The organism is Micromonospora zamorensis, assembly GCF_900090275.1.
GTDB classification, from domain to species: domain Bacteria; phylum Actinomycetota; class Actinomycetes; order Mycobacteriales; family Micromonosporaceae; genus Micromonospora; species Micromonospora zamorensis.
On sequence record NZ_LT607755.1, the window covers coordinates 3,714,092 to 3,737,326 of the forward strand.

Sequence of the window (23,235 nt, forward strand, 5' to 3'; positions counted from 1 at the left end):
AGCCGGGTCAGACCGGTGTCGTCGGTGAGATCGGGAAGTTCCGGTTGAAGACGTTGTCCGGGTCGTACGTGGCCTTGATCGCGCGCAGTCGGCTCAGCGTGGGCTCGGGCCAGGCATCCAGCAGTCGAGCCGGGTCGGTGTCGGACTCGAAGCTGAGGTACATGCCGTCGAGATGCGCGTACAGCTCGGCCCACAGCTTGTCGAGTTGGGGCCTGCGGTCCGGGACCGTGGCGGCGAGCACCGAGAAGTTCTGCTCCCGGTGCGGGTACGCGGTCGCGTCGCGAGCGACGTCGTTGACGGCCGCGCCGACGGACCGGAGCTGCATGATCATTACGTCACCGGAACGGATCATGTTTTCCATGAGGTCGGCTGCCTCCGGTGTGACGTGGTGCAACAGCCCGCTGCGGGTGTCCCGCAGACCCTGACCCCGATGGTCGTTGCCGGGTGGCACGACGATCGCCGGGTACGGCACGAGTTGCGCCTGCTGATCGAGAATCGGGCCGATCTCCAGGAACGGGCTCAGCGCGGACTGCGCCGCCTGGATGTCGTCACCGGCGTACACGAGGGTGACCTGGGCCATCGGGGGGTTTCCACGGCGGCCCGGGAAGAGGGACAGGAAGCTCGTCAGGTCCCGCGGCGCGTCCTCCACGAGCCGGCCCCAACGGTGCAGCAGTTGGGCGGTGTCGGTGGCGTCCGCGACGAGGTGGGCGTAGACGACTTTGTCGACCTCGTACGCCTCCAGTTCGAGGGCGGTGACGACGCCGAAGTTGCCACCGGCGCCACGGACGGCCCAGAACAGATCAGCATGGTGCTCGTCGTCCACCCGGAGCAGGCGGCCGTCGGCGGTGACGATCTCGGCGGCGACGACGTGGTCGATGGTCAGGCCGTGCCGGCGCGCCAGATAGCCGACGCCTCCGGTGGTGGCGAGGCCACCGACGCCCACGTCACCGTAGTCACCCGAGCTCATCGCCAGGCCGTACGGGGCGAGCGCCTGGGCCACCTCCCCCCAGCGGGCGCCGGGCTCCAGCCGGATCCGGCGAGTCGCCCGGTCCAGCACCTCGACCCGGTTCATCCTCGACATGTCGATGACGATCCCGCCGTCGTTCGTCGACCGGCCGCTGATGCCGTGCCCGCCGCTGCGCACGGACAACGGGACGTCCTGGGTCCACGCGTACGACACGGCATCGACCACCTCGGCGGCGGTCTGCGGCCGGATCACCAAAGCCGGTGACCCCTGCCAGCTGTAGGTGTGGCGCACACCGTCGTACTCCGGATGGCCGGGCTCGACGGCACCGGTGGTCAGCGATGCGGGCAGCGCGTCGTAGTCGAGGCCCGGGTGCCGCTCGGACCGGGCGGCGACCGCGTGGGTCGGTCCGGTGCCGGACGCGGTTCCCGCCCGCTCCCTGGCGACCGCCTCCCGCAGCGCGGGGGCGATCTCCTGCCCGAAGGTCTGGATCAGTCGCGGGTCGTCCCGACCGATCAGGAAGGTGCTGAAACCCTCTTCCAGGACCAGCGGGAGGAGTTGTTCGACCCACTGCTCCGCGGGGCCCTGGAGGAAGCCACGGCTGCGCGACGAGACGTCGACGGTGAACAGATTGAGCAGTCGCCGGATCTCCCGAGGGTCACGTCCCGCCTCGACCGCCGCCTCGTCGATGAGCCGGTTGGCGGTCACCCGGTCCGGGGACCGCAGGTATTCCAGGGTCGGCAGCCAGCCGTTGGCCTTCTGACCGGTCAACGCCAGCATCTTCGGCTGGTACGCGCCGAGCCAGATGTCGATGTCGTGAGCCGGCGCGGGGCCGCGCCGCATGCCGGGGATCGGGTAGTACTTCCCGTCCCGCCGCAGCGGCCCGGAGGCCTCGGCGTCCCAGACCCCCCGCAGGACGTCGATCGCCTCGCGCAGCGCCTCGACACCCTGCCCCGCCGTCAGCCGACGAGCGCCCATGCCCTCGATCCCGTCCCAGAACGCGCCGGCGCCGAGGCCCAGCTCGAAACGACCATGGGACAGCCGGTCCAGGCTCGCCGCCGCCCTGGCCAGGACGGCCGGCGGGCGCAGCGGGAGGCTGAGGACGTTTCCCGAGATCCGCAGTCGTTCGGTGCGGGCCGCGACCCAGCTCAGCAGGGTCCAGGTGTCGAGGAACTCGGCGTTGTACGGATGGTCCTGGAAGGTGGTGAGGTCCAGTCCCGCCGCTTCGGTCAGCTCAGCGAGCGCCACCACGTGGTCGGGGTCCTGAGCACTGGGCGTCAGAAACGTGCCGAAGAGAAGTTCGTGCCCGTAATCAGACATTTCGTCAGCATCTCCGTGGTCATTTTGCCAGAATATAATCTGCACAGCAGATCGTATGTCCCACAACGCACTTGCCCACTGGCTGATTCCTCGGTGCACAGGAACTTCGGTTGATCAACACATCGCCTGCTAGCGTCCGGTGCATGTCCGCCACCGACGCGTGCGAGCTGCCGGCCGACCGCAGGCGCGGTTCGACCTTCGGCTGGTCACTGGGTGTCGTGCTGCGCCGCTGGCACGAGTACGTCGAGGAGGCACTGAGCGACCTGCCGCATCGCAGCAGGGGCTACCACATCCTGGCCGTCGTCGTACACGAGGATGTGCCCACGCAGGGCGCGCTGGCCGCGCGCCTTTCCATCGACCGCAGCGTCCTGACGTACGTCATCGACGACCTGGAGAACGCCGGTCTCATCGAACGGAAGCTCGACCCCCAGGACCGGCGCGCCCGCCGGGTCGTGGCCACCGACCGCGGGCGTGCGGCACTCGCCGAGGCCGAGCGGCGGGTCGCCCACGCCGAGGACCACGTGCTGGGCGGGCTGCCCGAGGATCAGCGCGACGCCTTCCGCGACTACGCCGCCCGCGCCGCCGAGGCGATCCACGCCGCCGCGCCCGCCACGGACCCCTGCGTCGCCGTGCGGAGTGTCCTTCCGGAGACCGAGCAGTCAGACGAGTAGGCCGCCGGGCCGCCCGCCGAGGTCGTCGCCCGCGACATCGCCCTCGGCGCGCTCGCTTGTGGGTCGGCGACGAACCTCACCCGAGCGAGGGAGTGCGTTCCCCTGCCGGCGGGGGCCGTCCGCGCGCCGGTCCCGCGAGGATCGACGCATGACGACATCGGCACCGGCCGTCCGCGAGGCGGGCCACGGCCTGACGTACGCAGTGCTCGGCTGGGCCGTGGCATACGGGGGTTTGCGTCTGGCGTGGACCGTCGGTGAGGCGCCGGATTTCGGGCGGTTCGGGACGGACCTGCTGGGTTTCACCGGCTGGTGGTCGGTGGCGATGTGCGTCGCGGCGGGTGTCCTGGCGGTTGCTCTGGACCGGCTGGTGGTGTGGCGGCCAGTGCTCGCGGCGATCGCCTGGGCGACCGCCGGGGCGCTGGTCGCCGCAGCCGCGATCCTGCTGCCGGAGCTGGTGGGCTTCCTGCTGTTCACGGTCGGCCCGTACTTCGACCCGCTCGCGTTCGCCAGCCGGCTCGGCTGTGTCACCGGAGCGGTCCTGCTCGGCCTGGCCACCGCCAGCTATCAGCGGCGTACCCGGGGCGACTGTCCGGACTGCTGCCGGACGGTCCGACCGGGTCTGCGGCGCTCGACACCAGCGTGGTGGGCGCGGTGGGCCGCGTACGCCGCGGTGACCGGCCTCGTCGCCCGCTTCGCGGCTCAGGCGGTGGTGGGATTCGACGGTCTCACCGACGACGCCACAATGGTCGGCCTGATGGTCGGCATGGTGCTGGCCGGGGTGTTGTTGCCGCTGGCGCTGGTGCACCGTTGGGGTGAGGTCTGGCCGGGATGGGTGCCGCTGCTCGCCGGCCGCACCATCCCTCGTCTGCTGTTGCTGGTGCCCGGCTTCGGCCTCGGAACGGGCATCGTGGCCTACTTCGGCATGGGGATGGTGCAGGTGGTGTCGGGATCGGAGAGCGAGTTCTCCGACGCGTTCCTCTGGGTGGCGATGTCGGCGTACAGCATCCTGGGGCTCGGCCTCGTTGCGGCGTCGAGCGACTACCACCTGCGGACCCGCCGGCCGTGCGGCGCCTGCGGCCGGTGACCGGCCCGATCGGGACCGCCCACCGCGGTGCCCGCCGACCGTTCGGTCGACGGGCACCGCACCCGCTAACGGCGGCAGCGCCACACCAACGGCCGGTACGCCTCGTTCTCGTAGACGGCACCGACCACGGTCAGAGCGTCGTCGCTGATCCCACTGGCCGTGTACGTGCCCGCCTCGGTCGCGCGGACCTCGGGCCGACCCGGCAACCGACGGGACGTGCCGTCCGGGGCGACGACCAGCGGCGCACCATCGTCGACCAGCAGGTCGCCGGTGCCGGCGATCCCGCTCGCCCCGGGGAACGGCAGCAGGGTCACCGCGCCGGTGCTCAGATTCCACCGCACCGGCAACATCTGCACGGCGCCGCCCTTCCGTTCGCCGGGAACCATGCCGATCGCCCACCCGCCGTGCGCGGAGTCGACCGAGGCGTGCGGATAGCCGTCGGGCACCGCCAGAGCCGCCCCGGTGCCCTCCGGCGTCCACCGGTAGGGCAGGCGATCCATCGAGCCGACGACAGTGCCGTCCTCGGTGATCGCGGTCGCGGCCGAGCCCGGCCGCCCGATCAGCCGGTACTCCTGCGGGCGGTCCGCCGACCACAGCACGGCCTGGCGGGACTCGCCGGCTCCGCTGGCGGTGCCGGCGATGTCACCCCGGCCGTTCACCGCGTACACGAGGACCGCCTGGTAGCCGGGCGGGGTGGCCAGGAAGCGCAACTTTCCGTTCCGGTAGACCCAGCCCGTACCGCCGCCGTCGGTGCCGACCACGTCGCCGCGCGCGTTGACCGCTGCCGCGTGTCGAGCGCTGGCCGGCAGGACGCCGGCCCGGCCGTCGGTCCACAGCACGACCCGCCCGTCCTCGTTCCCGGTGCCGATGTCACCGACGATGTACCGGCCGGTGGGGTCGACGCCGTTCGCCACCGCGACCGAACCGCCGATCGGCTGCGGTAACCACGACGCCTCGCAGGTGACCGGCTGGGCGGCGGCGGCCGACGCGACGGCGGTCGGTGATGCCGCGACGGCCGGCCTGGCCGGGGCCTTCGGGCTGGCGAGCCCGTCCAGCTCGACGACGCCCACGACGCCGAGCCCGGCCAGCACGGTCACCGCGGCGACTCCCCCGACGCGGCGACGCCGGCGGCGACGCCGGCCGTCGCGGACCGCGCGGCCCACGTCGACCCGGGGCTCGGGAACCTGCGCCGATCGCAGCAGCGCGGCGATGCGCTCCTCGTCCAACGTCGTCATTTCGTACTCCTCCCGGACATCTCGCTGACTCCGAGCACCTGGCGGACCGCCACCAACGCCCGAGCCGTCTGCGACTTCACGTTGCCTTCGGAGCAGCCCATCGCCGCCGCCGTGTCGGCCAGCGACAGGTCGCACAGGAACCGCAGGACCAGGACGGTGCGCTGCCCGCGAGGCAGGTGCGCGAGGGCGCTCACCACGCTGTCCCGTTCGACCAGCTCGTCGTCCGGTGGGACCGGCGGGCGCCGGGGCTCCGGCATCGACCCCAGCAGTCGGACCTTCGCCCAGCTCAACCGCTTCTCGTCGACGAGCTTGTGGACCAGCATCCGGTGCACGTACGCGTCGACGTTGTCGACCCGGCTGACCCGACGCCAGTTCACGTACAACGCCGTTATCGTCTGCTGCACCACGTCGTCGGCCAGATGGGCGTCGCCGCACATCAGGAACGCGGTCCGATGCAGGCTCGGCAGTCGCGCGGAGACGTACTCCACGAACTCACCCTCGGCATCCGCCATCGAGGCTCCCTCCTCCGCACCCCCGACGGGTCCGGGCGACCGACAGGTTGCGTCGACGCCGAAGTTCGGCGGGGTGCCAGGTCAGCACCGGCGACCGGCCTGTCGGAGAAGGGTCCCTCATCGGCAGACGAGAACGGCCCCGCCGCGCTGCGAACAGGCGGCGGGGCCGTGCGTCGAGATCGTCGATGACGTCGTGTGCGCGATCCGTCAGGGCGTGACGGAACGGCTCGGGCTCAGGACGTTCCCCGTACCGCCTCGATGATGGTCTCGGCGACCTCGCCGGGCTGGGACGCCGTCATCGCGTGGGAGGCGCCGACGATCTCCCGGACGCCGCGGGCGTCAGCCCGCTCGGCCATGAAGCGGTGCGCCGCGACCGGGATGTTGTGGTCCTGGTCGCCGAAGACGAACCAGCTGGGCAACAACTTCCACGCCGGTGTCGTCGACGCCAGGCCCTCGCCGAGCGCCTGCTCGGTCACCGGCCGCTGCGTCCGGGCCATCAACGCCGCCACGTTGCCGGACACGTCCTGGACGAACTGTTTGTGGTAGGCGTTCTGGGCGATCGCCACCTCGTTGCCGCCGGTCGCCACCGGGTAGGAAACCAGGGTGTCGGCGAGTGTGCTGCCGGGGAACTTGCCGGACAGCGCCAGCGCCGACTCACCCGTCTCCGGGGCGAAGGCATTGACGTAGACAAGGGCACGCACCATCGGGTCGTCGGCCGCCGCCTCGGTGATGACCATTCCGGCGTACGAGTGGCCGACGAGCAGGACCGGTCCGCCGACACCTCGTACCACGTCCCGCAGGTATGCGGCATCTCCGGCGAGGCTGCGCAGCGGGTTGGCGGCGGCCACCACGTTGTAGGCCGCACCGAGCCGCTCGATCACACCGTTCCAGCTCGCCGACTCGGCGAACGCACCGTGAACGAGGACAACGGTGACGTCTTGGTCTGACACGGCCATCGGCTCCTTTGCCTGAGGACGGGCTCGGGTGGACGCCTCGTCCGACTACGTGGGCGCGGCTGATTACCCACCCTGCGACCAGGAAACGTCCCGTTCAGGTCGGACGAGTCGTCCCGAACCGCCGTTGGTAGGCGGCGGGGGTGATCGACAGCTTCCTGGCGAAGACCCGTCGCATGCTCTCGTAGCTGGGAACCCGGCGAGGGTCGCGGCCTGCGACTACCTCGGCGTCCACCGCGCGGGGACTTCAGGAACGAGTTCCTGCGAGTCCAGTTCGACGGGATGAAGAATCGACCCGAGACCACGAACGGCACGGTCGCCCTGGCCGCACTGACCGGACTCAAGCTCCCAGCCGACGAACTCTTGTGGGAAGGATCCGAGTATGCGAGCGATCACCGTGCGAGACCGTGACGCGGGCGTCAATGGGCTCACCCTGACCGACATGCCATACCCGCACGCCGCGGAGAACGACGTCATCGTGCGCGTACACGCCGCAGGCTTCACACCCGGAGAGCTCGGCTGGCCGGCAACGTGGACCGACCGCGCCGGCCACGACCGGACACCCAGCATCCCCGGCCACGAGCTGTCCGGCGTCGTGGTCGAACTCGGCTACGGGACCACCGGCCTCAGCGTGGGCCAGCGGGTGTTCGGCCTGACCGACTGGGCCCGCAACGGGTCCCTGGCCGAGTACACCGCGGTGGAGGCCCGCAACCTGGCCCCTCTCCCAGCCGACATCGACCACACCGTGGCCGCCGCGCTGCCCATCTCCGGGCTGACCGCATGGCAGGCACTGTTCGACCACGCCCACCTCACGACCGGCCAGACCGTCCTCATCCACGGCGCGGCGGGTGGTGTCGGCTCGATCGCCGTCCAACTCGCCCGGGAGGTGGGCGCCCGGGTGATCGGCACCGGCCGAGCCGACGACCGTGCTGCCACCCTCGCCCTCGGCGCGCAGACCTTCGTCGACCTGGACGCCGACGATCTGCGACAGGTCGGCGAGGTGGACGTGGTGCTCGACGTCATCGGCGGCGACATCCTCGCGCAGTCGACCGAACTGGTACGCCCGGGCGGGACACTGGTCACCATCGCCATGCCGCCCACCGTGCAACCCAGGGACGGGCGAGCCATCTTCTTCGTCGTCGAACCTGATCGCGTCCGGCTGGCCGACCTCGCCCAGCGCCTCCGTACCGGACGGCTCAACCCCGTCGTCGGCGCCGTACGACCACTGGCCGAGACGGCCGCCGCGTTCGCCCGCCACCGTCGTACACCCGGCAAGACGATCATCCAGGTCGCGGACGAACAGTTGCCCGCCGTCGACGGCTTTCGCGGTTGAGGGCGGGACACGGATCGCAGGAAGGGGCAGGCTGCGTCCCGGCGAGAGATTATTCAGGGGCCGTGTCGATCCGCGGGCCGCTCGTTCGACGTGGGGGTGCGAGGCCCGCCGGGCGGCCCCGCCGGACGAAGGAGAACGCGATGGCGCAGTACATGCTGATCATGCGGGGCACCGACGAGACCAACGCGGCCGTGATGGCCAACGTCGACGAGCTGATGACCGCGACCCGCCTATTCATCGAGGAGGCGGCCAAGGCCGGCGTCTACGTCGCCGCCGAGGGGTTGGACGATCCGAGCCAGGGCGTCGTGGTGCACTTCGGCGACGAGGCGCCGGTGGTCACCGACGGGCCGTACGGGGAGACCAAGGAGTTGTTCGGTGGCTTCTTCCTGCTCGACGTCGCCTCGATTCAGGAGGCTGTCGAGTGGGCCAAGCGGGTTCCCTCGGTTCCCGGATCCAAGATCGAGATCCGTCGGGTGCCCGGTGAGGACGAGGTCCCGCAGGACAGCGGGAAGTTCGTCACGGAAGGGACCTCGCACGGGAGCAGCGGCCGGGTCTGATGGGTACGGCCGACATCGAGGCCGTTTGGCGGATCGAGTCGGCCCGGATCGTCGCCGCGCTGACCCGGTTCACCGGCGATTTCGGGCTGGCCGAGGACGCGGCCCAGGAGGCGGTGGCCGAGGCGCTGGTGTCCTGGCCCCGTGCCTCTCCGGCCAATCCGGGCGGCTGGCTGATGGCCACGGCCCGGCGGCGGGCGATCGACGCGATCCGCCGCCGGGCCGCCCTACGGGACCGTTACGCCCTGCTGGCCGCCGAACCCGCGGTCGACGCGGAGATCGACCCCGACCGGATCGACGACGACATCCTGGCGCTGATGTTCGTCAGCTGCCACCCGGTGCTCTCCCCGGAGACCCGGGTGGCGCTGACCCTGCGCGTGGTCGGCGGCCTGTCCACCGAGGAGATCGCCCGCGCGTTCCTCGTACCCGTGCCGACCGTGCAGGCCCGCATCACCCGTGGCAAGAAGACGATCGCGGCGGCCCGGGTGCCGTTCGAGCTGCCGGCCCCCGATGAGCGCCGGGAACGGCTGGGTGGTGTGCTCAGCGTCCTCTACGTGATCTTCACCGAGGGTTCGACGGCCACGTCCGGCGACCGGCTGCTGCGCCCCGACGTCGCGTACGAGGCGATCCGGCTGGCCCGCACGCTCGCCGCGCTGCAGCCGGACGAGCCGGAGGTGCACGGCCTGCTCGCGCTGTGCGAGCTGACGGCCGCGCGCTTCCCGGCCCGCACCGCCGCGGACGGCACGCCGGTCCTGCTCGAGGACCAGGACCGCCGACTGTGGGACCGCGCGGCGATCCGCCGCGGGCTGGCGGCGTTGGCCAGGGCATCGACCCGCGGCCTCCGCCCCTATGGTCTGCAGGCCGCCATCGCGGCCACCCACGCGTCGGCGCCCTCCGTCGAGGAGACCGACTGGGACCGGATCGTGCTGCTCTACGAGGCACTCGGTCGGGTCGCGCCCTCCCCGGTGGTCGAGCTCAACCGGGCCGTCGCCGTGGCCATGGCCTCGGGGCCGGCGCAGGCCCTGTCCATCGTGGACGATCTGGTCGCCTCGAACCGACTGGTCGGGTCGTACCTGGTCCCGACCGTACGCGGGGAGCTGCTGAGCCGTCTCGGTCGCCGACCCGAGGCGCGCGCCGAGCTGGAGCTGGCCGCTCGGCTCTGTGCCAACCAGCGCGAGCGCGCAGTGCTGCTCCGCAAGGCGGCCGCGCTGAGCTGACTCCGCAGCCTGGACGCCGCGCCGTCACCCACCGGGGCGGCTGCTCGTCAGCCAGCCGGTGAGCTGCTGGCTGGTCTCCGCTCCGAGCGCCGCCGCCGCTCGTGCGGCCAGGGTGACGAGCTCAGCGTGCTCCGTCCCCGTCACCCGCAAGGGTGGCTGAGGGACACGGTGCGAGGCTGTCCGTGTCGCGTCACGGGTGATCCGGGTGGCGTCGGCCGTGCCCCGCTCGGCCAGGCGTGGGTCCGCGTCGACGGCCAGGATCAGCGCCGCGCGCAACTCGACGCCGACACCCCGGCCGCGCAGGAGCCGGTAACCGGCCCGGCGCAACTCCACCCGACCATCCCCGGGCCACCGCCCGTACCAACGGCGCGTCATCGTCAAGGCACGCGGCGACCTCGGCGTCCTGCCCCGCGCGGACCAGCCCGGTCAATGCCACCGCCCGCACCTCGGCCCGAGCCGATCGAGCCAGACGCTTCAGGGCGTCGAGCCGGCGGGTCCACACCGCCTCACGGCACGCCGCTTCCGCCGCCCGCGCCCGAACCCGCACATCCGGATCCGACTCGGCAAGCTCCCGATCATGGCGACATCCTGCCCCAGCCAACCAGCCCGACCGAACCCCATTTCCGGCCGAGCGGCGAACCGAGGCGGACGGCAACTCCACCGGGTCGGGCCCGTGACGCCAGCCCTGCCAGGCGGCACCTTCCGCTACCGGCGGCGGAGCAGTACGCCGCCCGCTGTCCCCGCGACAATCGGAAAGGCGGCGACCAGCAGCAGTTGGGCGCTCACCGGCAGGTGGGAGGCGAGACCCAGGAGACCGGCACCGATCGCGGAAGCCGCCACCTTCAGTCCGGCGCCGATGGTGAAGACCTGCGTACGGGTCGTCTCGGTGGCCAACTGGTTCCGGGCCAGGAACAGCGCTGCGGCGAACGGTCCGGTGAAGAGCCCCGACAGCGCAAACAACGCTGCGGTCAGCGGTAGGGAGTGCACGGCGGCCGCCAGCGCGAGGGGTACGCCGACCGCGACCATGGCCCAGACCGTCACAACCGGCGCGCGGGAGGCCGGCATCGGCCTCCAGGCCCAGAGCAGGGAGCCCACGAACGCACCTGCGGCGATCACGCCGAGCAGCAGGCCAGCGCGCGTGGGTTCGTGCGCGGCGGCAGCCAGGGTGGTGGCGACCACGGCGAGACCGCCCAGGCCCAGTTGACCGAAGCTGGTCGCGAGGGTGAGCACGCGCAGGGCCGGATCGCACGCGACCGCGCGGGTGCCGTGGAACAGGCCAGCGGTTCGTGTCCGCGCCGCCACGGTGTCGGAGGTGGGCAGATGCAGGGAGGCGACGCCGAGTGCGCCGAGTCCGGCGGTGATCGCGAGCGCGAGGATGGCGGTGCTCGGGCCGGCTGCCGCCGCGACCAGCCCGACCGCCGCCGGCCCGGCCATGCCGGCGACGTTGTAGAACAGCGAGTCCAGCGCGAAGGCACGAGCCTCGTGCCCGGGTCCCGCCAGCTCGGCCAACCGGCTGGTCAGCCCGCCGGTCACCGCCGGTCCGCAGCACCCCGCCAGCACGAGGACGAGGTAGGTCTGCCACAGCGGCGCGTGACCGAGCAGGGCGACCGGGGCCGCGAGGGCCCCGGCGAAGACGGTGATCGCGCCGGCGAGCACGGCCGCCGGCCGTCGCGACCGGTCCACCAGCGCACCGACCAGCGGTGCGGCCACCACGTGTGGAATCAGCAGGGTCGCGACCAGCGTTCCCCCGACGGCGGCGCTGTCCGCCCGGTCCAAGGCGAGGAGCACCAGCGCCACCCGTGCGCCCTCGTCGGCGGTACGCGCCAGTAGCGCTGCGGCCAGGTAGTGGGCCAGCCCTGCGCCGTGCCGGCGGGTGCCGGGATCGGTTGCCGTCACCTGTTGAACCGGTGATGCCATCGAACCACTCTTGCATCGCGTCGCGTCACCGGTCAAGATGGTGACGTGAGATTCGAGTTCATTGCCGACCGGCCGGTACTGGACTTCCTTCCCACGCTCGCCGAGCGCGGCCACACCGACGTCGAGCAGCTGACGGCCCCGCAGGATTTCGCGGACTGGGCCGTTCAGGCTGGCGTCGTCGAGCAACCCCCTCATGTGGACGATGCGGCTCTGGGGCAAGCCAAGGATCTCCGCGAGGCGATGTTCCGCCTGGTCGGAGCCCTGATCGACGGCACCGACGCGGCCCCGGCCGATCGCGAGCTGGTCAATGATGCCGCGGCTGGACCGCTACCCGAGCTGCGCCTGGAGGTCGACGGGGTGCACCAGACGGGCGACACCGACGCCGTCCTGACGGTCCTCGCGCGCGACTGCCTGGAGTTGCACGCCAGCGACGACCGTCACGCCCTCCGGTGGTGCGCCGACGAGCACTGCACCCGAGCGTTCGTCGACCGGTCGCGAGGCTCGCGGCGACGCTGGTGCGGCATGCGCGGCTGCGGAGATCGCGCCAAGGCCGCCGCGTACCGCCGTCGACGGCGAACCTCGGCCCCCTGAGGGCAGCGGCCCCGATTCTTCACCCCGATGTCACCGAGCGATCCGGTCGGCGACGTTTCGGTGTCCGCCCGCAGGAGTTGGCTGCCAGTCGTCGCACTTGTCCTGACCAGGAGCTGATCGCCGTGCCTTCCTCTCGTCGTACCTTCCTCGCTGGCAGCGCCGCCGCCGGCGTTGGCCTTGCCGTCGCCGGCGGCCTGCCGTCGCTGGCCCAGGCCAGCCCGGGCCGGCCGCACCCGCCGGTCAAGTCCGGTCACGTGCCCTTCCCGCCGCTCGTGGACGACCCGAAGGGGATCCTGGCCCTGCCCGAGGGCTTCAGCTACACAGTGGTCACCCGGACCGGCGTGACCCGGCTCGACCGTGGCCAGGGCATGACCCCGGCCGACCACGACGGCATGGCCGTCTACGACGCCGGCAACGGCCGCTACACCCTGATCCAGAACCACGAGATCGACCCCGGCGCGGAGTTCGGCGTGCCGCACGTCAAGGGAACGGTGTACGACCCGGGCGCCGTCGACGCCGGCGGATGCACCGTGATCAGGACCGACCGGGCGGGCCGCAACCTGGGTGAGTTCGTCGCCCTCTCCGGCACCATCTCCAACTGCGCCGGCGGGCCCACCCCCTGGGGGACCTGGCTCACCTGCGAGGAGACCGAGGACCGGGCCGGCGACGAGTGGGAAGAGGACGGCCGGTCCGGCGTCTACCAGAAGGACCACGGCTACGTCTTCGAGGTCTGGGCCGACGGCAGCGCCGACCCGAGGCCGATCAAGTGCCTGGGTCGCTACTCCCACGAGGCCCTGGCGGTCGACAAGGACCGCACCCACATCTACCTCTCCGAAGACGCCGACGGGCCCAACGGCCTCTTCTACCGCTGGTCGGCGCCGCGCGGCGTCAAGGTCGGTCCCGGCGTGCTCACCCGGCTCGCGCCCAACGCCGGCGTCCTCGCCGCGATGCAGATCATCATGGACGACGGTTCGGTGCTGCCGGACGTCGCCTACCTGACCTCCGCGCAGCTGGGTCGCCCCTTCCCCGTCCGGTGGATCGAGGTGCCGGACCGCGACGCGCGGGACAGGTCCGTACGCGAGCAGTTCACCGATGGCCAGGTCACCCGCGGGCGCAAGTTCGAGGGTGTGTGGGGCACCGACGAGGGCGTGTACGTGGTCAACTCGTACGCCTGGGACGAGGGTGACCTGCCGGCGGACGCGGCACCGCACGACGGCATGGTCTGGTTCTACGACTACAAGGCCCAGACCATCCAGCTGGTGACGTACTTCCCGCACCAGAGCGCCTCCGAGGAGGGGACGCCGGTCAGGTACAACGACATCACCTTCGACGGCCCGGACAACGTGACCGTCACCCCGTGGGGAAGTCTCGTCCTCGCCGAGGACGGCAAGGGCACGTCCCACGTGCTCAGCGCGGTCCCGGGCGGCCCGACCTACGCGATCGCCCGCAACCAGCTCAACGACTCGGAGTTCTGCGGGCCGACCTTCACCGCCGACGGCAGGGTGCTCTTCGTCAACATGCAGGACCCCGGCCTCACCCTGGCCATCACCGGCCCGTGGGAGAAGTACCTGGGCTGAGCCCGGATTCGGGCCGATCGGTGGGGGTCGGGCGGAACCGCCCGACCCCCACCGCGTCCACACCTCAGTGCGAGTGACGGGGCACGGCGCTGCCGCTGCCGCCGACGAGGAAGTCCAGGTCCGCGCCCTGGTCGGCCTGGAGGACGTGCTCGCTGTACAGCCGTACCCATCCCCGGTCGGCCACCGGCGGCGGCGGCCGCCACTCGGCCCGGCGCTGGACAAGCTCGGTGTCGTCGACCAGGAGTTCCAGGCTCCGCGACGGGACGTCGACGCGGATCAGGTCGCCGGTGCGCACCAGCGCGAGCGGGCCGCCCACGGCCGCCTCCGGGGCCACGTGCAGGATGCAGGTGCCGTAGCCGGTGCCGCTCATTCGGGCGTCGGAGATCCGCACCATGTCCGTGATGCCGGCCGCGAGCAGCCGTCGCGGCATCGGTACGTTGCCCACCTCCGGGAAACCGGGGTAGCCGCGCGGCCCTGCGTTGCGGACCACGAGCACCGTGTCGGGGGTGACGTCCAGGTCCGGGTCGTCGGCGGCGACGACATAGTCCTCGATCCGGTCGAAGACGAGCGCGGGACCGGTGTGCGTGAGCAGTTGGGCGGAGGCGGCGGACACCTTCAGCACCGCCCCGGACGGCGCGAGCGACCCACGCAGCACCACGGTGCCGGAGCCGGCGGGCTGGAACGGCTCGGCCAGGGTGCCGATGACCTCCCGGTTCCAGCACTGGGCGCCGGTGATGTTGTCGGCCACGCTCCTGCCGCTGACGGTGACGTGGTCCATGTTCAGCAGCGGGGCGATCTCCGCCATCACCGCCGGAACGCCGCCCGCGTAGGCGAAGTCCTCCATGAGGTACGCCCCGGACGGCATGAGGTTGACGAGCATCGGCACGTCGGCGGTGAGGGTGTCGAAGTCCTCCAGGGACAGGGGGACGCCGAGGCGTCCGGCGATGGCGAGCAGGTGTACGACGGCATTGGTGGAACCGCCGATCGCGGCGTTGACCCGGATGGCGTTCTCGAACGCCTGCCGGGTGAGCACCGTGGACAACCGTTGGTCCTGTTGGACCATGGCGACGATCCGGCGACCGGCGGCGTGTGCGAGCGCGTACCTGCGGGAGTCGACAGCCGGCACGGCGGCGGCCCCCGGGAGTTGCACGCCCAGCGCCTCGGTCACGCAGGCCATCGTGGAGGCGGTCCCCATGGTCATGCAGTGGCCCCGGCTGCGGGACATGCCGACCTCCGCCTCGGCGCAGTCGGCCGCGCTCATCCGGCCCGCCCGCATCTCCTCGGTGAAGCGCCAGACGACGGTGCCCGAGCCGATGTCCTGCCCGCGGAACTTGCCGTTGAGCATCGGGCCGCCGGTCATCATCAGAGTCGGCAGGTCGACGCTCGCCGCCCCCATCAGCAGACCGGGAGTGGTCTTGTCGCAGCCGGAGAGCAGGACGACCCCGTCGAGCGGATTGGCCCGGACCGACTCCTCCAACTCCATCGCCAGCAGGTTGCGGTAGAGCATGGTGGTGGGTCGCATCAGGGGCTCGCCGAGGCTCATCGCGGGGAACTCCAGGGGCAGGCCGCCGCTCTCCCACACGCCCCGCTTCACCGATTCGGCCAGGTCCCGCAGGTGGGCGTTGCAGGGTGTCAGCTCCGACCAGGTGGTGGCGATGCCGATCACCGGACGACCGTCGAAGACGTCGTCCGCGAACCCCTGGTTGCGCATCCAGGACCGGTGGATGAACCCGTTGCGGCCCTCCGCACCGAACCACTGCCCGCTGCGCAGCGGTGGATTCGTCGTCGACATCGGCACACCTTCCTGTCGTCGTCCCGCCCGGCGTCTGCGAGCCGGCGGGTCTGGCTGGTGACATCGGGACCAGGGGCACGTGCGGGAGCGACCGACGGCGCGGCTACTCCCCCTTCGGTTCCAATTTCCCGTCGACTCGGCGCGGAATGGCGGTGTACGCGTCCCGAAGCTCGTCGGGGAGGATCCACTCTGGGGCGTCCTGCCACGCCAGCGGACGGAGGAACCGCCGGATCGACGTGGCGCCCACCGAGGTGTGCACGGCGTTGGTCGACGGCCAGGGCCCGCCGTGGTGCTGAGCCCACGACACGCGGACACCGGTGGGATAGCCGTCGAAGACGATCCGACCCGAGCGGGCGGCGAGCACGTCGACCAGCCCGCGCACCGCATCGGCGTCATCGTCGGGTCCACGATGGACGGAACCGGTCAGTGACGGCGGGACGGTCGCCAGCACGGCGTCGAGTTCGGCGACGTCGCGATACCGGACCACGACCATGAGCGGTCCGAAGCACTCGCCGGCGATCTCGGCGGTGAGTCCCGGCAGGTCGACCTCCAGCAGGGTCGGCGCGACGGTGAAGCCCTCGCCGGGCTCGACCTGGGGCCGGGCCGAGACACGCGCGCCGGCCTGCTCGAAAGCCGTCGCGCCGCTCTCATAGGCGTCCCGGATGCGCTCGTTCAACAGGACCGTGCCGCCCGCCGAGGCGACCCTCCCCCGCAGCCTGTCGACCAGGTGCTCACCGCCCGGATCCGCCGGGATGAACGCCAGACCAGGCTTGGTGCACAGCTGACCACCCGAGGCCGTGAAGGAGACGAACAGCCCTTCGGCGATCGCGTCTGCCCGGTCGGCGGCCGCGCCGGGCAGGACGACGATCGGGTTGACGCTGCTCAGCTCGGCGTAGAGGGGAATCGGGTCGGGTCGTTCGTCGATGGCCGCCTGGATGGCCCGGGCGGCGCCGACGGAGCCCGTCAACGCGACCGCGCGGATCGCGGGGTGGCGCACCAGCGACCGACCGGACTGCTCTCCGTACACGGTGGTGATCACGCCGTCAGGCCCGCCCAGGTCGCGAATGGCCGACCCGATCGCGTCGGCGGAGGCGTGCGACGTCAGCGGGTGCGACGGGTGGGCCTTCAGGACCGTGGGACAACCCGCGGCGAGCGCGGAGGCGGTGTCGCCTCCGGCAACCGAGAAGGCGAAGGGGAAGTTACTGGCTCCGAAGACGGCGACCGGCCCGAGGGGCACGAGCATCCGCCGCAGGTCAGGGCCGGGCCCGATGGGGGTGTCGGCGGCGTGGTCGATGGCCGCCTCGACGTACCCGCCGTCGCGCAGGACGTCGCCGAACATACGGAACTGGAGAGCCGACCGGGTGAGCTCCGTTTCGAGCCGCGCCCGGCTCAAGCCGGTCTCCGCCTCCGCGACGGCGACCAGGTCCGCGCGACGGGACTCCAGGGACTCGGCGATGCGGTCCAGCATCTCCGCCCTGCCGATTCTGCCCAGGCCGGAGAGCCACTGCGCGGCACGGGACGCCTGGCCGACGACAACCTCCAGCCGAGACTCGTCCGTCTCGCTGAGATCGGTCGCGCGACGCCGACCGTCGCGCGGATCGACAGTGTTGACCACGTTCACAGCAGCCCTCTCCTCCCCAGATTGCCCATCAGATCGCGGACGCCAAAGTGCCAGGGCTCGCACTCCTCCGCGTGCCACACCCGGTTGACCAGGGTGCCGAGTGCCGGACAGCTGATCCGTACGACGTCGTCGACCTTGTGGGTGAAGCCCTCACCGGCGCGGTCCCGGTCCTGGATGGGCGCGAACATCGTGCCGAGCATCAGGGCGGCACCGTCGGGATAGCTGTGGTGCGGGCCGATCAACTGCCGCACGAGGTCCTCCGGGTCCCGCGACATCCGGGTCATCTCGGAGACCGCCTCCAGGAGGAAACCGTCCAACCCGCGGACCTCCAGGCTGACCTCGAGTTCGCGGACCCGATCCATGCCGAACCGGTCGTCGAAGAGCCGGATCAGGGGGCCGAGGGCACACGAGGCGTTGTTGTCCTTCGCCAGCGGAAGCAACAGCGCCGACCGGCCCTCCACATCCCGCAGGTTCACGTCGTTGCCGAGGGTGGCTCCGACGATCCGGCCACTGGACTGGACGATGAGCGTGACCTCGGGCTCCGGGTTGTTCCAGGTCGACGCGGCCAGCACGCCGACCGGAACGGCGGTGCCGACGGCGGACAGGATCTGACCCTTGGTGAAGATCTCGGCGTCCGGGCCGATCCCCACCTCCAGGTACTGACTCCACATGCCCTCGGCCACCAGCAGACTCTTGAGCCGCTCCGCCTCCGCCGAGCCCGGAGCCAGGCTGTGCAGGTCGACACCGACGTCGGCGAGCATTCGGCGCCGGATGTCCCCCGCGAGCGCCAGGTCTCCCCGGGCCCGTTCCTCGATGACGCGTTCGATCATCGAGACGGGAAAGGTCACGCCGGCGGCCTTGAGGACCTGAAGGTCGACCGGGGCGAGCAGCCAGGGCCGCGTACGGTCGCGGGTCGCGGCCTCGGTGTTGGCCAGTATCTCCCCGAGGTCGCCCACCCGCGGCCCGTCGAGCCCGGCCACCGTCGCGGCGGGGTCGGGAAGCTCGCAGATGTCCCGGACGGTCGGGAACCGACGGCTGATGTCGAAGACCTCGCCGTTTCGGACGGTCACGGGCGAGGGTCCGTCGACGGACGGGTCCCAGATCCGGCCGACGAGGACGCTGTCGTCGGCGTCGTCCGGCAGCGCCTCGACGGCGGTGCCGACCCAGCCCGCGCCCGGGGTCGTGCGCCGGGGCCGTGGCACCGTCATGAGCCGCTCCCCAGGTCGAAGAAGGATTGCTCGCCCCGGGGCGGATGTCACAGACGGCGTCCTGGTACATCCGGAGTGGATACGAGTCAGCGTCAGGCGTGTGAAATTGCAACGATCGTAGCGCCATGTGCAACGCTGTCAAGCGCTGGTTGCGCATGGCATGACCCTCATTGCGTATTATGCAATCGCAGTGGCGGTCATGCTCCGCCGCGCGGAGGGAGACAGGGCCTTGGCGCAATCGATTCGCCGTGCGATCGACCTCGTCCGTCGGTCGGCGGAGCACCCGCTGTCGCTCACGGAGGCGGCGGACGTGCTCGGCGTCCACAAGTCCACGGCCCTGCGCATCCTCCAGACACTGGAGTCCGCGCGCTTCGTGCGCCGGACCGGCGCGGGCACCTATGTGCTCGGCAGTGGCGTGATCGAGCTGTCCGAGCTCGCGCTCGGCTCGATGGACCTACGTCAGTTCGCCGCCGCACACCTGCGTGCGTTGCAACGCCAGACCGGCCACACCGTGCACCTGGCGCAACTGACCGGTGACGAGATCATCTACATCGACAAGGTGGACAGCCCGGCGTTCGACGCCGTCAAGCTGCCGTCCCGGGTGGGCCGCGCGGTGTCGATCTATGCGAGCGCCGTCGGCAAGACGATCCTGGCCTACCTACCCCAGGAGGAGCGCGACCGCCTCCTGTCCCCCGTCGTCTTCGAGCGGTTCACCGACACCACCTTCGCCGACCCCGAGTCGCTCGCGACCGAGTTGGGCCGCATCCGGGAGCAGGGCTGGGCCACGGACAACGGCGAACACGACGCGTACGTGATGTGTGTCGCCGCACCGGTCAGGGATTCACGAGGGCAGGTCATCGCCGCCGCCTCGATGACGGCGATCGAGGTCATCGCGAGCCTCGACCAGTTGAAGAGCGGCCTTCCACTCCTGCTGAGGACCGCGGACCAGATCTCGTCCGAACTGGGCTACACACCTCCGTCACCCGCGGGCACTGACGGCTCGGTCGACGACGACCGTCTGACGAACACAACCAGCTAAGGAAAGAGGGCACGAGGGCGGCCCCGGTGACCGTTAGAATCGCGGCCGTGGATCTGGACGAGACCGCCGCCCGACTCGGGGTGCCCGTCGAGGACGTCGAACGCGTGCACCAACTCGCCGGTGACCGGCCGTCGGCGCCGCTGCCCGACAAGGCCGACGCGCGCGCGATCCTCGGCCGGCTCGCGGTGCGGTCGGACGACACCACCGAGATCATGGCCGGCTGGCCCGACCCCGACTCACCACACTGGACCCCAGAGCTGCGCTGGCTGCTCGACCGGTCGATCGCCCTGGTCCGCGCCGACCTCGGCGGCCACGGCTGGCTGTCGCCGGGGCCGGAGTTGCCGCGCGAGCGGGGCCCGGCGTGGCGGCATCTCTACGTGTACGCGTACCTGGCCATGGTCGACGTCGTCACGGCGTACCACCGCGATCACGGCATCGCCGACGCCGTGTCCTGGGTGACCCTGGCGGACCTGGGCCGCAACCTCACTGTCGACCGGCGGATGCGCGGCGAGGGCTGGCCGGTGATGCAGAGCTGGCTGACCCTGCACGCGCGCGGTGGCCTGTACGAGCTGGGGCGGTTGCAGCACCAGCGCGGTGGCAGCGCCATCGACCTGCACATCCCCGAGTCGGGACCGCTGACCCCGGAGGCGGTCGCGGCGTCGCTCGACGAGGCCCGCGCGTTCTTCCCCCGCCACTTTCCCGACGAGCAATACACCGCTTTCGCCTGCGGCTCCTGGCTGCTCGACCCGCAGCTGCGGGAATACCTGCCCGAGGACTCCAACATCGTCCGGTTCCAGCGGAGGTTCGAGCTGGAGCCCTACGACGAGCAGGAGGGGCCCGACGCCGACGTGGAGGTGCTGCGGTTCGCGTTCCGCAGCCTCACCACGCCGCTCGACGAGCTGCCACGCGGCAGCGTGCTCCAGCGCGCGATCGTCGACCACCTGAAGGCCGGCCGGCACTGGCAGTGGCGCCGCGGTCGCTTCCCGATCTGACCAGGCACCTGGCGGCCGACGAGAGCGCGGCCGACGACAGCCACCGACGCCCCGCGTGCTCAGGTGACGCGATGCCGGTGGTAGTGGCGGGCCGCTTTGGCGCGAGAGCCGCAACCGTCCATTGAGCACCAGCGTCGGGTGCCGTTTCGCGACGTGTCGTAGAAATGCAGGACGCAGGCGGGGTTGCCGCAGGGACGGATGCGGTTGGGTTGCTGGCGAAGCAACTCCAGGTAGTTGACGGCCGCCTGCCAGGACGGAAGCCAGTCGGTGTCGACGTCTTGGTGCTCCTGCACGGCCCCCTGCCGGAGCGTGTAGCGCGAGGCGCCACGGGCGAGGATCGCGTTGACCGCCCGTTCGGCGTCCTCGCCGGGCTGCTCCAGGACCCGACGCAGCGCCGCGCGCGCCTCGCGCAGCGGCACCTCCACCGACGCGGGCTCCCCCGGCAGTCGGTGCTCGGCGAGCCAGCCTCGCAGCCCGTCGGGCTCGTCGAACAGGTCGACCATGCGGCCCCGCTCGACCCACTCGGTGTTGACCAGGTCCAGTGCGAGGGGCTCGCCCACCAGCGGCCGACGTGTCATGGGGCCAACCTTACCACCGTTCGCCGTTTGACAGGTTAGGCAGGGCGGCGTACCTTCTAACCGGCTAACTAAGCCAAGGGGGTTAGACCCGAGTTCGGAGGGCGTCCGCCATGCCACATCGCTACCTACAGGAACTGACCAGCGCCTCGGTGGTCGCCGCGCAGCAGCGCTACGGCAGCCGCCCCGCCATCGCGCGCATGGTCGCCGGCTGGGACACGGACGCGATGCTCGGCGCCGACGAGACCGCCTTCATCGCCGAACGCGACAGCTTCTACCTCGCCACCGTCGGCGAGAACGGCTGGCCGTATCTGCAGCACCGCGGTGGGCCGCCCGGCTTCCTGCGCGTTCTCGACCCCACCGACGGGCACAGCGTGCTCGGCTGGGCCGATCTGCGCGGCAACCGGCAGTACCTGTCGGTCGGCAACCTCGGCACCTCGCCGCGGGTGTCGCTGCTGCTCATGGACTACGCCCACCAGCAGCGACTCAAGATCATCGGCACGGCCCGCGTTACCGACGTCCGGGACCGGGCATCCGAGGGCCTGCTGGAGAGGCTGAACGTGCTCGGGCAGCCGGGCAAGGTGGAACGGCTGATCACCGTCGACGTGCACGGCTACGACTGGAACTGCCCGCAACACATCACGCCCCGCTTCAGTGAGGCGGAACTCGCGGACGCGCTCGCGCCGATACGCGACGAACTGACACGCCTGCGCGCGGACAACCACGCCCTACGCGAACAACTGCACGGCCACGCCCTACCCGACGATCAGCGAGACAGGGACAGCCATGAGCACTGACGCCCCCGACCCGAACGCGCCGCCGCGGCACCCGTTGCCGCCGTTCGACGCCGAAACCGCACGAATCAAGGTGCAGGCCGCCGAAGACGCCTGGAACACCCGCGACCCGCAGCGCGTGGCCGCCGCCTACACACCCGACAGCATCTGGCGCAACCGGTCGACCTTCCTCACCGGCCGCCACGAGATCGAAGCGTTCCTGACCGACAAGTGGGAACGCGAACTCGACTACGTGCTCCGTAAACAACTGTGGGCGTTCCACGAAAACCGTATCGCCGTGCGGTTCCAGTACGAGTGGCACGACGCCACCGGCCAATGGTGGCGCAGCTACGGCAACGAACAGTGGGAGTTCGACGAGCGCGGCTACATGGCCCGCCGGGAGGCCAGCATCAACGACGTCCCCATCTCCGCCGAGGAGCGCCGCATCCACGGGCGGAGGCCCCCAGGCGACGACACCGACATACCGCTGCGGTGACAACCGCCGGCACCACGGCAAGACCAGGGAGAAAAACCATGAACAAGCTGACCGTACGCTCCGTCGGCGGCCCGACGGCAGTGTTCGACTACGCGGGCTCGCGCGTCGTGTTGGACCCGACCTTCGACGATCCGCGGACGTACCAGAACGGCCCTGTGACGGCGACCAAGCTCACCGGCCCGAGCGCAGCGCCCGAGGACCTCGGCCAGGTCGATGTGGTGCTCGTGTCGCACGAGCACCACATCGACAACCTGGACATCTCCGGGCGGGAGTTCGCCCGCCGGGCCCCACGGGTGTTCACCACCGCCGCTGGGGCACCGAATCTCGGCGCCGGTGCGGTCGGCCTCCGGCCGTTCGCGCACGCCGAGACCGGCGACATCCGCGTCACGGCGGTTCCGGCGCTGCACGGAACGCCGGAGATCGGCGTGCACAACGGGCCGGTGGTCGGCTTCGTGCTGGAGGCGACCGACTGGCCAACGGTCTACGTCAGCGGTGACAACGCCTCCCTCGACGTCGTGGCGGTCGTCGCGGAGCAGTTTCCGGCGATCGAGATCGCGTTCCTCAATCTCGGTGCGGCCCGGATCGCCGTACGCGGAGACGGGTTCCTCACCTTGACGGCTGACCTGGCGGCCCGAGCGGCGGCCCTGCTCGGCGCCCGAGCGGTGATCCCTGTTCACCAGGACGGCTGGGGGCACTACACCCAGGATGCCGACGACGTCGTACGGGCCTTCGAGGAGGCCGGCGTGCGGAATCTGCTCGTCGACCTGCGTCCCGGCGACTCGACGACCGTCTGACGAAGAGTCCACAACGT

The 23,235-nt window shown here is 71.3% G+C and carries 22 protein-coding genes; 12 read left to right on the top strand and 10 right to left on the bottom strand.

Annotated elements, in window-relative coordinates; translation table 11 throughout:
- Nucleotides 1-7 precede the first annotated feature (7 nt).
- Complete coding sequence (locus GA0070619_RS16330; protein ID WP_088948875.1) at nucleotides 8-2,284, bottom strand: LLM class flavin-dependent oxidoreductase; 2,277 nt, start codon at nucleotides 2,282-2,284, stop codon at nucleotides 8-10.
- Between the two features lie 143 nt (nucleotides 2,285-2,427).
- On the opposite strand from GA0070619_RS16330, the gene GA0070619_RS16335 reads away from it, so the two are divergent.
- Nucleotides 2,428-2,955 (top strand): MarR family winged helix-turn-helix transcriptional regulator, encoded by a 528-nt coding sequence (locus GA0070619_RS16335; protein ID WP_088948876.1) that lies wholly within the window; start codon nucleotides 2,428-2,430, stop codon nucleotides 2,953-2,955.
- A gap of 148 nt (nucleotides 2,956-3,103) precedes the next feature.
- The gene (locus tag GA0070619_RS16340; protein ID WP_088948877.1) at nucleotides 3,104-4,039 is read left to right on the top strand and encodes a hypothetical protein; all 936 of its coding nucleotides are present in this window, start codon (nucleotides 3,104-3,106) and stop codon (nucleotides 4,037-4,039) included.
- 65 nt (nucleotides 4,040-4,104) lie between these two features.
- Here GA0070619_RS16340 and GA0070619_RS16345 read toward each other — a convergent pair whose 3' ends face one another.
- The 3 genes from GA0070619_RS16345 to GA0070619_RS16355 form a co-directional block, all read right to left on the bottom strand.
- The gene (locus GA0070619_RS16345) at nucleotides 4,105-5,274 is read right to left on the bottom strand and encodes a lipase chaperone (protein WP_088948878.1); all 1,170 of its coding nucleotides are present in this window, start codon (nucleotides 5,272-5,274) and stop codon (nucleotides 4,105-4,107) included.
- Nucleotides 5,271-5,786, bottom strand: coding sequence for a SigE family RNA polymerase sigma factor (locus GA0070619_RS16350; protein WP_088948879.1), 516 nt, complete (start codon nucleotides 5,784-5,786; stop codon nucleotides 5,271-5,273). The genes GA0070619_RS16345 and GA0070619_RS16350 overlap by 4 nt, the downstream gene beginning before the upstream one ends.
- Before the next feature lie 233 nt (nucleotides 5,787-6,019).
- Nucleotides 6,020-6,742 (bottom strand): alpha/beta fold hydrolase, encoded by a 723-nt coding sequence (locus GA0070619_RS16355; RefSeq protein WP_231927063.1) that lies wholly within the window; start codon nucleotides 6,740-6,742, stop codon nucleotides 6,020-6,022.
- A 379-nt stretch (nucleotides 6,743-7,121) separates the two neighbouring features.
- Here GA0070619_RS16355 and GA0070619_RS16360 point away from each other — a divergent pair, with 379 nt between their 5' ends.
- From GA0070619_RS16360 to GA0070619_RS16370, 3 genes are all read left to right on the top strand, one after another.
- Complete coding sequence (locus GA0070619_RS16360) at nucleotides 7,122-8,072, top strand: NADP-dependent oxidoreductase (protein ID WP_088948880.1); 951 nt, start codon at nucleotides 7,122-7,124, stop codon at nucleotides 8,070-8,072.
- Between the two features lie 140 nt (nucleotides 8,073-8,212).
- Nucleotides 8,213-8,629 carry a YciI family protein gene (locus GA0070619_RS16365; protein WP_088948881.1) on the top strand — a complete coding sequence of 139 codons (417 nt, stop codon included), beginning with the start codon at nucleotides 8,213-8,215 and terminating at the stop codon, nucleotides 8,627-8,629.
- Complete coding sequence (locus GA0070619_RS16370; RefSeq protein WP_172862052.1) at nucleotides 8,629-9,843, top strand: RNA polymerase sigma factor; 1,215 nt, start codon at nucleotides 8,629-8,631, stop codon at nucleotides 9,841-9,843. Before GA0070619_RS16365 ends, GA0070619_RS16370 begins: the two co-directional genes overlap by 1 nt.
- A gap of 24 nt (nucleotides 9,844-9,867) precedes the next feature.
- Here GA0070619_RS16370 and GA0070619_RS33115 read toward each other — a convergent pair whose 3' ends face one another.
- Together GA0070619_RS33115 and GA0070619_RS16380 are read right to left on the bottom strand one after the other, a co-directional pair.
- Nucleotides 9,868-10,176 carry a hypothetical protein gene (locus tag GA0070619_RS33115; protein ID WP_197699540.1) on the bottom strand — a complete coding sequence of 103 codons (309 nt, stop codon included), beginning with the start codon at nucleotides 10,174-10,176 and terminating at the stop codon, nucleotides 9,868-9,870.
- Between the two features lie 372 nt (nucleotides 10,177-10,548).
- Nucleotides 10,549-11,760 (bottom strand): MFS transporter, encoded by a 1,212-nt coding sequence (locus GA0070619_RS16380; RefSeq protein WP_088948882.1) that lies wholly within the window; start codon nucleotides 11,758-11,760, stop codon nucleotides 10,549-10,551.
- Between the two features lie 45 nt (nucleotides 11,761-11,805).
- On the opposite strand from GA0070619_RS16380, the gene GA0070619_RS16385 reads away from it, so the two are divergent.
- The gene (locus tag GA0070619_RS16385) at nucleotides 11,806-12,351 is read left to right on the top strand and encodes a CGNR zinc finger domain-containing protein (RefSeq protein WP_088948883.1); all 546 of its coding nucleotides are present in this window, start codon (nucleotides 11,806-11,808) and stop codon (nucleotides 12,349-12,351) included.
- A 122-nt stretch (nucleotides 12,352-12,473) separates the two neighbouring features.
- Entirely contained in the window at nucleotides 12,474-13,928 is a 1,455-nt protein-coding gene (locus GA0070619_RS16390; RefSeq protein WP_088948884.1) for an alkaline phosphatase PhoX, read from the top strand.
- Nucleotides 13,929-13,992: 64 nt separating this feature from the next.
- Here GA0070619_RS16390 and GA0070619_RS16395 read toward each other — a convergent pair whose 3' ends face one another.
- The 3 genes from GA0070619_RS16395 to GA0070619_RS16405 form a co-directional block, all read right to left on the bottom strand.
- Nucleotides 13,993-15,720, bottom strand: a complete 1,728-nt coding sequence (locus tag GA0070619_RS16395) for an IlvD/Edd family dehydratase (protein WP_088948885.1) — start codon at nucleotides 15,718-15,720, stop codon at nucleotides 13,993-13,995.
- Between the two features lie 103 nt (nucleotides 15,721-15,823).
- On the bottom strand, nucleotides 15,824-17,341 hold the full coding sequence (locus GA0070619_RS16400; protein WP_088948886.1) for an aldehyde dehydrogenase family protein: 1,518 nt from the start codon (nucleotides 17,339-17,341) through the stop codon (nucleotides 15,824-15,826).
- A complete protein-coding gene (locus GA0070619_RS16405; protein WP_088948887.1) occupies nucleotides 17,338-18,549 on the bottom strand; it encodes a fumarylacetoacetate hydrolase family protein in 1,212 nt (403 codons plus the stop codon). The genes GA0070619_RS16400 and GA0070619_RS16405 overlap by 4 nt, the downstream gene beginning before the upstream one ends.
- Nucleotides 18,550-18,709: 160 nt before the next feature.
- Here GA0070619_RS16405 and GA0070619_RS16410 point away from each other — a divergent pair, with 160 nt between their 5' ends.
- Together GA0070619_RS16410 and GA0070619_RS16415 are read left to right on the top strand one after the other, a co-directional pair.
- Entirely contained in the window at nucleotides 18,710-19,588 is an 879-nt protein-coding gene (locus tag GA0070619_RS16410) for an IclR family transcriptional regulator (protein WP_088948888.1), read from the top strand.
- Between the two features lie 47 nt (nucleotides 19,589-19,635).
- Nucleotides 19,636-20,580, top strand: coding sequence for an acyltransferase domain-containing protein (locus GA0070619_RS16415; RefSeq protein ID WP_088948889.1), 945 nt, complete (start codon nucleotides 19,636-19,638; stop codon nucleotides 20,578-20,580).
- Between the two features lie 59 nt (nucleotides 20,581-20,639).
- Here GA0070619_RS16415 and GA0070619_RS16420 read toward each other — a convergent pair whose 3' ends face one another.
- Entirely contained in the window at nucleotides 20,640-21,158 is a 519-nt protein-coding gene (locus GA0070619_RS16420; RefSeq protein WP_088948890.1) for a CGNR zinc finger domain-containing protein, read from the bottom strand.
- Between the two features lie 110 nt (nucleotides 21,159-21,268).
- Between GA0070619_RS16420 and GA0070619_RS16425 the strand changes: the two genes are divergently transcribed.
- From GA0070619_RS16425 to GA0070619_RS16435, 3 genes are read left to right on the top strand one after another with little or no spacing between them, the layout of a single operon-like run.
- Nucleotides 21,269-21,952: a pyridoxamine 5'-phosphate oxidase family protein gene (locus GA0070619_RS16425; RefSeq protein WP_088948891.1), complete on the top strand. Its 684-nt coding sequence runs from the start codon at nucleotides 21,269-21,271 to the stop codon at nucleotides 21,950-21,952.
- The gene (locus tag GA0070619_RS16430) at nucleotides 21,942-22,424 is read left to right on the top strand and encodes a nuclear transport factor 2 family protein (RefSeq protein WP_088948892.1); all 483 of its coding nucleotides are present in this window, start codon (nucleotides 21,942-21,944) and stop codon (nucleotides 22,422-22,424) included. The genes GA0070619_RS16425 and GA0070619_RS16430 overlap by 11 nt, the downstream gene beginning before the upstream one ends.
- A 38-nt stretch (nucleotides 22,425-22,462) precedes the next feature.
- Entirely contained in the window at nucleotides 22,463-23,218 is a 756-nt protein-coding gene (locus tag GA0070619_RS16435) for an MBL fold metallo-hydrolase (protein WP_088948893.1), read from the top strand.
- The last annotated feature ends 17 nt before the right edge of the window (nucleotides 23,219-23,235 follow it).

Excerpts from the sequence above, each read along its gene's own strand:
- GA0070619_RS16330 (WP_088948875.1), bottom strand. The coding sequence starts at position 2,284 with ATGTCTGATTACGGGCACGAACTTCTCTTCGGCACGTTTCTGACGCCC.
- GA0070619_RS16335 (WP_088948876.1), top strand. The coding sequence starts at position 2,428 with ATGTCCGCCACCGACGCGTGCGAGCTGCCGGCCGACCGCAGGCGCGGT.
- GA0070619_RS16340 (WP_088948877.1), top strand. The coding sequence starts at position 3,104 with ATGACGACATCGGCACCGGCCGTCCGCGAGGCGGGCCACGGCCTGACG.
- GA0070619_RS16345 (WP_088948878.1), bottom strand. The coding sequence starts at position 5,274 with ATGACGACGTTGGACGAGGAGCGCATCGCCGCGCTGCTGCGATCGGCG.
- GA0070619_RS16350 (WP_088948879.1), bottom strand. The coding sequence starts at position 5,786 with ATGGCGGATGCCGAGGGTGAGTTCGTGGAGTACGTCTCCGCGCGACTG.
- GA0070619_RS16355 (WP_231927063.1), bottom strand. The coding sequence starts at position 6,742 with ATGGCCGTGTCAGACCAAGACGTCACCGTTGTCCTCGTTCACGGTGCG.
- GA0070619_RS16360 (WP_088948880.1), top strand. The coding sequence starts at position 7,122 with ATGCGAGCGATCACCGTGCGAGACCGTGACGCGGGCGTCAATGGGCTC.
- GA0070619_RS16365 (WP_088948881.1), top strand. The coding sequence starts at position 8,213 with ATGGCGCAGTACATGCTGATCATGCGGGGCACCGACGAGACCAACGCG.
- GA0070619_RS16370 (WP_172862052.1), top strand. The coding sequence starts at position 8,629 with ATGGGTACGGCCGACATCGAGGCCGTTTGGCGGATCGAGTCGGCCCGG.
- GA0070619_RS16380 (WP_088948882.1), bottom strand. The coding sequence starts at position 11,760 with ATGGCATCACCGGTTCAACAGGTGACGGCAACCGATCCCGGCACCCGC.
- GA0070619_RS16395 (WP_088948885.1), bottom strand. The coding sequence starts at position 15,720 with ATGTCGACGACGAATCCACCGCTGCGCAGCGGGCAGTGGTTCGGTGCG.
- GA0070619_RS16405 (WP_088948887.1), bottom strand. The coding sequence starts at position 18,549 with ATGACGGTGCCACGGCCCCGGCGCACGACCCCGGGCGCGGGCTGGGTC.
- GA0070619_RS16410 (WP_088948888.1), top strand. The coding sequence starts at position 18,710 with ATGACCCTCATTGCGTATTATGCAATCGCAGTGGCGGTCATGCTCCGC.
- GA0070619_RS16420 (WP_088948890.1), bottom strand. The coding sequence starts at position 21,158 with ATGACACGTCGGCCGCTGGTGGGCGAGCCCCTCGCACTGGACCTGGTC.
- GA0070619_RS16425 (WP_088948891.1), top strand. The coding sequence starts at position 21,269 with ATGCCACATCGCTACCTACAGGAACTGACCAGCGCCTCGGTGGTCGCC.
- GA0070619_RS16430 (WP_088948892.1), top strand. The coding sequence starts at position 21,942 with ATGAGCACTGACGCCCCCGACCCGAACGCGCCGCCGCGGCACCCGTTG.
- GA0070619_RS16435 (WP_088948893.1), top strand. The coding sequence starts at position 22,463 with ATGAACAAGCTGACCGTACGCTCCGTCGGCGGCCCGACGGCAGTGTTC.